This is a genomic window from Gottschalkia purinilytica (genome assembly GCF_001190785.1).
GTDB lineage: Bacteria > Bacillota > Clostridia > Tissierellales > Gottschalkiaceae > Gottschalkia_A > Gottschalkia_A purinilytica.
This window is the reverse complement of the sequence record NZ_LGSS01000005.1, coordinates 261,398-267,856: the sequence shown is the minus strand read 5'-3', so window position 1 is coordinate 267,856 and position 6,459 is coordinate 261,398. Positions and strand designations below refer to the sequence as shown.

General features: G+C 27.4%; 6 protein-coding genes and 1 pseudogene. All 7 read left to right on the top strand.

Annotated features, from left to right (window positions below; translation table 11 throughout):
- A pseudogene (locus tag CLPU_RS07495) lies at positions 1 to 153 on the top strand (IS200/IS605 family transposase); the annotation flags it as partial.
- Between the two features lie 210 nt (positions 154 to 363).
- A complete protein-coding gene (gene msrB, locus CLPU_RS07490) occupies positions 364 to 816 on the top strand; it encodes a peptide-methionine (R)-S-oxide reductase MsrB (RefSeq protein WP_050355027.1) in 453 nt (150 codons plus the stop codon).
- A gap of 106 nt (positions 817 to 922) precedes the next feature.
- Entirely contained in the window at positions 923 to 1,981 is a 1,059-nt protein-coding gene (locus tag CLPU_RS07485; RefSeq protein ID WP_050355026.1) for a M20/M25/M40 family metallo-hydrolase, read from the top strand.
- A complete protein-coding gene (locus CLPU_RS07480; RefSeq protein ID WP_050355025.1) occupies positions 1,972 to 2,970 on the top strand; it encodes a M42 family metallopeptidase in 999 nt (332 codons plus the stop codon). Before CLPU_RS07485 ends, CLPU_RS07480 begins: the two co-directional genes overlap by 10 nt.
- A complete protein-coding gene (locus CLPU_RS07475) occupies positions 2,957 to 3,955 on the top strand; it encodes a M42 family metallopeptidase (protein ID WP_050355024.1) in 999 nt (332 codons plus the stop codon). Before CLPU_RS07480 ends, CLPU_RS07475 begins: the two co-directional genes overlap by 14 nt.
- Positions 3,956 to 4,197: 242 nt before the next feature.
- The gene (locus tag CLPU_RS07470) at positions 4,198 to 4,791 is read left to right on the top strand and encodes a MerR family transcriptional regulator (RefSeq protein WP_050355023.1); all 594 of its coding nucleotides are present in this window, start codon (positions 4,198 to 4,200) and stop codon (positions 4,789 to 4,791) included.
- A gap of 182 nt (positions 4,792 to 4,973) precedes the next feature.
- Complete coding sequence (gene pdxR, locus CLPU_RS07465; RefSeq protein WP_050355022.1) at positions 4,974 to 6,455, top strand: MocR-like pyridoxine biosynthesis transcription factor PdxR; 1,482 nt, start codon at positions 4,974 to 4,976, stop codon at positions 6,453 to 6,455.
- Positions 6,456 to 6,459 lie beyond the last annotated feature (4 nt).

Below are 6,459 nucleotides of genomic sequence, written 5' to 3'. Positions count from 1 at the left end.
TATTATGTAGATACAGTAGGAAGAAATAAAAAGGCAATTGCAGAGTATATAAAAAATCAAATGCAAGAAGATATAGCAGGTGATCAAATAAGTTTGAAAGAGTTTATAGACCCGTTTACGGGTGAAGAGGTAGCCAAAGGGAAGAAAAAATAACCCCTTAAGGGGTGCCCTGAAAAACTATAGCAGTTGGCAAACCTTTCAGGGTGTCTTAAGACACAGCAAGTAATATGCCCTTATAGGGCTGAGCAAACCACCCGTTTGACGGGTGGTCATGATTTTGTTATAAGTATTAAAAGTGATCTTAAAGGGTATCATAAAGACTAAAAATACAAGAATAAGGATTATATAGAAAGGATGATTGTTATGTCAAAATATGAGAAGCTAGATAGAGATCATTTAAAAGAAAAACTAACTCCTCTACAATATAAAGTTACTCAAGAAAATGAAACAGAAAAACCATTTGATAATGAATATTGGAATAATAATAAAGAAGGAATATATGTTGATATATGTACTGGTGAACCTCTATTTAGTTCCAATGATAAATTTGATTCAGGATGTGGATGGCCAAGTTTTACTAATCCATTAGATAAGGATGTTATTCTAGAAAAACTAGACACAAGTCATGGAATGATTAGAACAGAAGTAAGAAGTAAAAATGGAGATACTCATTTGGGTCATGTGTTTAATGATGGACCTATTCAAAAAGGTGGTTTAAGATATTGTATTAATAGTGCATCTCTAAAATTTATACCTAAAGAAAGATTAAAAGAAGAAGGTTATGAGGATTATCTTGATCTATTTAATAAAAACTAAAGTAAAATTATAGAAATATGAAATTATCTTAATATATATAATGTTACTTTTTAATATAGTATTATAGTATAGTATTGATATACAATAACATGTTAGGAGGACAGCTATGGATTTAAGAGACGCAGTCACTAAACTTAGCGATGCTCATGGTGTATCAGGTTATGAGCATAATATAAGTATTATATTAAAAGATATTTTTACAGAGTTTTGTAGTGATATAAACGTAGATAAACTTGGAAACTTTTATGCTATAAAAAGAGGTGAAGATAGAAAAATTGAAAATAACATAAAAATAATGTTAGCAGCTCATATGGATGAGATCGGATTTATGGTAAGTAATATAGAAGATAATGGACTTGTATCCTTTAGTACCATAGGTGGTTTTGATCCTAGAACACTTTTATTTCAGGATGTAATAATACATAGTAAAAATGAAATTTTAGGGGTAGTTGTTCCTAAAGACTTTAATAATAAGAGTGATAATGCTGATAAAGCAAAAACAATAGAAGATCTAGCTGTAGATATAGGACATGATAAAGAAAATGCAAAAAAGCTAGTTGAAATAGGCGATACAATAACTATTAAGAGAGCATCCTTAGCATTAAGAGAAAATATAGTAAGTGGAAAAGCTTTAGATGATAGAGCAGGAATAGCCGTTATGTTAGAATGTGCCAAAGAACTTATGAACTTTAAACACGAATCAGATGTTTACTTTGTAGGAACAGTTCAAGAAGAAGTAGGTATAAGAGGTGCAACTGTATCTACATATAATATAAATCCTGATATAGGAATAGCAATTGATGTTGGATTTGGTCATACATCAGAGTTACCAGAAGAATCTACACTAAAAATGGGTAAAGGTCCTGGAATAACACTAGGCGCTAATATTCATCCTAAACTAAGAGAAAAAATTGTTGAAATAGCACAAGAATATAATATTCCCTTTCAGTATGAATTAGATCCTGGTCCTACTGGAACAGATGCTAGAGCTATTCAAATAACTAGATGTGGAATACCTACACTTTTAATTTCATTACCTTTAAAATATATGCATACATCTGTGGAAACTATAAACTTAGTAGATATAAAAAATGCAGGTAAATTATTAGCTAGATTTATATCATATATAACTAAAGATAATCTGGAGGAATTGTTATGCTACTAAAAGAATTATCAAATTTAAATGGCGTATCAGGTAATGAAAAGTCTATTAGAGATTTTATAATAAACAATATTAGTAATCTTGTTGACGATATAAAAGTAGATAAGATAGGAAACATAATTGCTTATAAAGAAGGAATAGTTAAATATCCAAAAATAATGATTTCAGCACATATGGATGAACCTGGTTTAATGATAAATAAAATAAATTCAGATGGACTATTAAAATTTACTATAGTAGGAAACATAGATGAAAGAAGCTTAGTATCCAAACTAGTAGAAGTAGGATCTAACAAGATAAATGGAGTTATAGGAGCGAAACCAATTCACTTACAAAAAAGTGATGAACGTAAAAAAAACTTAAGTGTTAATCAACTATATATAGATATAGGAGTATCTAGTAAAGAAGAGGCTGAAAAGATTGTTAAAATAGGAGATTACGTTTCTATATATAGTGAATATATAGAATTAGGAAATGATTTGATAAAAGGTAAGGCCTTTGGTAGTAGAGTTGGGTGTAATCTTTTAATGGATTTATTAAAAGAACAAAATGATTTCTCTATATATTATGTATTCACTGTAATGAAAGAAGTAGGAATAACTGGTTCTATTCCTGTATCTTATTCTATAGATCCTGACATTAGTATAGTACTAGATGGAACTAATACTAATACTGAATATATAAATAACGGACCTATAATTTCTTTTATGGAAAATAGAAACTATTTTGATAGAAACTTAATATCTTTAGTATCCAAAGTTGCTAAAGAAAAAAATATTTCTTATCAACTTCTAGGATTTGACGCTAATAAATCAGATGCTGATAAATTGCAATTATCTAGAGATGGAGTAAGAACTATAAAAATATCTGTACCATGCAAATATATGAAATCTCCTTCCAATATTATAAGTAAAACAGATTATAGTAATACTAAGAAGTTAATAGGATTTGTAGTAAATGAATTAGGAGGATTGTCAAATGAAAATAAATAGTGAACTTTTAAAAAAATTAGTAGATATATATTCTCCTTCTGGAGATGAAGAAAATATATGCAGCTTTATAAAAAATGAAATTAAAGATTATGTTGATGAAATAAATATAGATAATTTAGGAAATTTAATAGCAAGAAAAAAAGGTAACGGAAAGAAAATTATGATTGCTTCACATATGGATCAAATAGGCCTTATGATAACTAACATTGAAAAAGAAGGATTTTTGCGTTTCACTAATATAGGAGGTATAGATCCTCACATTTCGTTAGGACAAAAAGTGATATTTAAAGATGGTACTATAGGTGTTATAGATTATGAAGAAACTAGTGATATAACTAAGTTAAAACTTGAAAATATGTACATAGATATAGGAGTATCTAGTAAAGAAGAAGCTGAAAAAGTAATTAATATCGGAGATTCTTGTGTTTACTATAATACATATTTAGAAGATGATAATAGAATAATATCAGGTGCATTAGATGATAGAATAGGATGTTATATCTCCATAGAAACTATTAAAAATCTAAAAAATATAGAAAATGATTTATATTTTGTTTTTACTGTTCAAGAAGAACTTGGTTTAAGGGGAGCTAAAACATCGGCATATTCTATAAATCCTGATTTGGGCATTGCAGTAGATATAACAGGAAGTGGTGACACTCCAGGAGCGAAAAAGTTTGCAATAGAGCTAGGTAAAGGTGCATCAATAAAAGTCAAAGATAAAGGAATAGTAGTTCATCCTAAAGTTAAAAAACTTATGATTAATACGGCTAAAAAGCACAATATCCCTTATCAGTTAGAAATATTTGAATATGGCTCTACGGATTCTGGTGCTATTCATCTAACTAGAGGTGGTGTTCCTTCAGGAGTAATTTCAGTACCTACTAGATATGCACATAGTCCAAATGAAACAATATATAAAAAAGATGTAGTTAGTTGTATAGAGCTTTTGACTAAGTTATTAGAAAAGAATATAGAAATATAAACAGTAAATTTATAAGAGATTACTAAATTATCTGAAGATAATTTAGTAATCTCTTTATTATATCCCTGTATTGAATCATATAACGACAAATTTATTTATTAAAAACTAAAAAAATATATTATTCTTTTTATATTGAATAATATATCGAAATGTGATGACTTAAATAGGAATTTTTATGAAGGATATCTATTTTATATGAAGAATAGAAAATATATACAGGTTTCAAAAGGGGGATTTTAAATATGTTCGATGCAGAAAAAGAATATTCTATCTCTGAAATATCCGAAGTAACTGGATACCCTACTCATGTACTTAGATATTATGAAAAAGAGTTCGATCTCAAGATTCCTAGAAATGAGTCCAATCATAGATATTATACTTATAAAGAGATTGAAACTTTTAACTATATAAAAACATTACAGGAGAAGGGCTTTACAAATAAGCAGATAAAATTGATATTGGACTCTCCTGAAATGATATTAAATGAGGAAGAAGTATCTGTTACCTCTTTAATGAAAAAGGATTCGGACTTAACATTAAATTATGAAGATATGTTTGATTTCTTAAAAGAAATTATAGTAGATGAGCTTCATCCGAAACTATTAGAAAGAGAAAATCAGAGTGTAGAAGCTATAAGTGACCTTAAAGAGGAAATTATTCAACTGAGAACAGAGATTAATAGTAAAGAAAGAGATGTTTTGATTTGTGAGAATGCTAAATTAAAAATGCAAATTAAAGAAAAAGCCTATGAAATGGCTCAAATGAATGAAGAACTTAGAAGAGAAAAAGAATCTAAAAAAGGGTTCTTTAAAAGATTATTTAAATCTAAAAAGTAAACTAAGAAGCCTAACTAGTCAAGTTAGGTTTTTTTATACTTCCCATAGAAATTAATACAAAATTTGATTATATTTCAAATATAATTTTGAAAATAATTATTATTCTGATACAATTAAAATATATGTATGATAACACTTGTTTTCTGTCATATTACTTATATAAGTTATTTGGAGGAAATCAAATGAAAAAATTAGACGATATAACTCTTGATAAAAGCAGTGATGAATTTTTATATATACAACTATATAATAATATAAAAAATTTAATAGTAGAAAAAAATATAGAACCTCATACAAAACTTCCTACTATAAGATATTTATCAAAAAGATTAGATGTAAATAATGTAACTATAGTTAATGCATATAATCTTTTGGAACAAAAAGGTTATGTTTATAAAAAAGTAGGAAGTGGTACTTTTGTTCAAGATATTTTTAAAGATGATAACTTTTCTTATAAAAAATTGAGTATTGTTGAAAAAGAAGCTAATGTGTCTGACATAAATAGAGAAAAAATTGATATCATAAATTTTGCCAGTACTTCTCCTACACCGAATTTGTTTCCTGTAGAAGACATAAAAACTGTATTAAATGAAGTATTAGATAGAGATGGTGGTAAAGCATTTACATATCAAGAAAGTCAAGGATACTATCCTTTAAGAAACGCTATTAGAGGATATTTAGACGAACATAATATAAATACCACTGAGGATAATATCCAGATTATATCTGGTGCGCAACAAGGAATAGATATATTATCAAAAGCTCTTGTAGAATATGGAGATATTGTTTTTACTGAAAGCCCTACATATACAGGTGCTCTTGCTGTATTCAAGTCTAGATCTGCTAGAATAATAGAAATTTCTATTCAAGAAGATGGAATTGACATAAAAGATTTAGAAAATAAATTAAGAACTTTTAATCCTAAATTTATATATGTTGTACCTAACTTTCAGAATCCAACAGGATGTTCTTATTCTATTGAAAAAAAATATGAGCTATTATCTTTAGCTAAAAAGCATAACTTTTATATAATTGAAGATGATTATTTAAGTGATCTAAGTTTTAATGATGAAAAAAATGAAACTTTGAAATCAATAGATACAGAAGATAGAGTAGTCTATATAAAAAGTTTTTCAAAAATACTTATGCCAGGACTAAGATTAGCATTCATGGTTATTCCAACTGCTATTTATAATGATGTATTATCAGCGAAACATATATCTGACATATCTACATCAGGATTAATTCAAAGAGCATTTGATCTGTATTTAAGAAAAGGAGACTGGAAGAAAAACTTACAAAGAGTAAATTATATATATAAAGAAAGATTCAATATTATGATAAAGAGCATAAAACAATACATTCCTAAAGATATAAGCTATAAATTGCCTAATGGAGGACTTAGTTTCTGGTTTTCTTTACCCATTGAATACTCATCTAATGATTTATATGAGTTTTGTAAAAAAAATAATGTAATAATAGCTCCTGGATCAGCTTTTAATGTGGATCAATCTGATAATGAAAATTTCAGATTAAGTATATCTTCCTTAGAATATAACGTAATAGAAGATGGAATAAAGAAAATGGGATCACTTTTAACACAATTTCTAAACGAATATAAAAATAAAAAAAATACAATAGATATATACAATCCATTTCTTTAAAGAG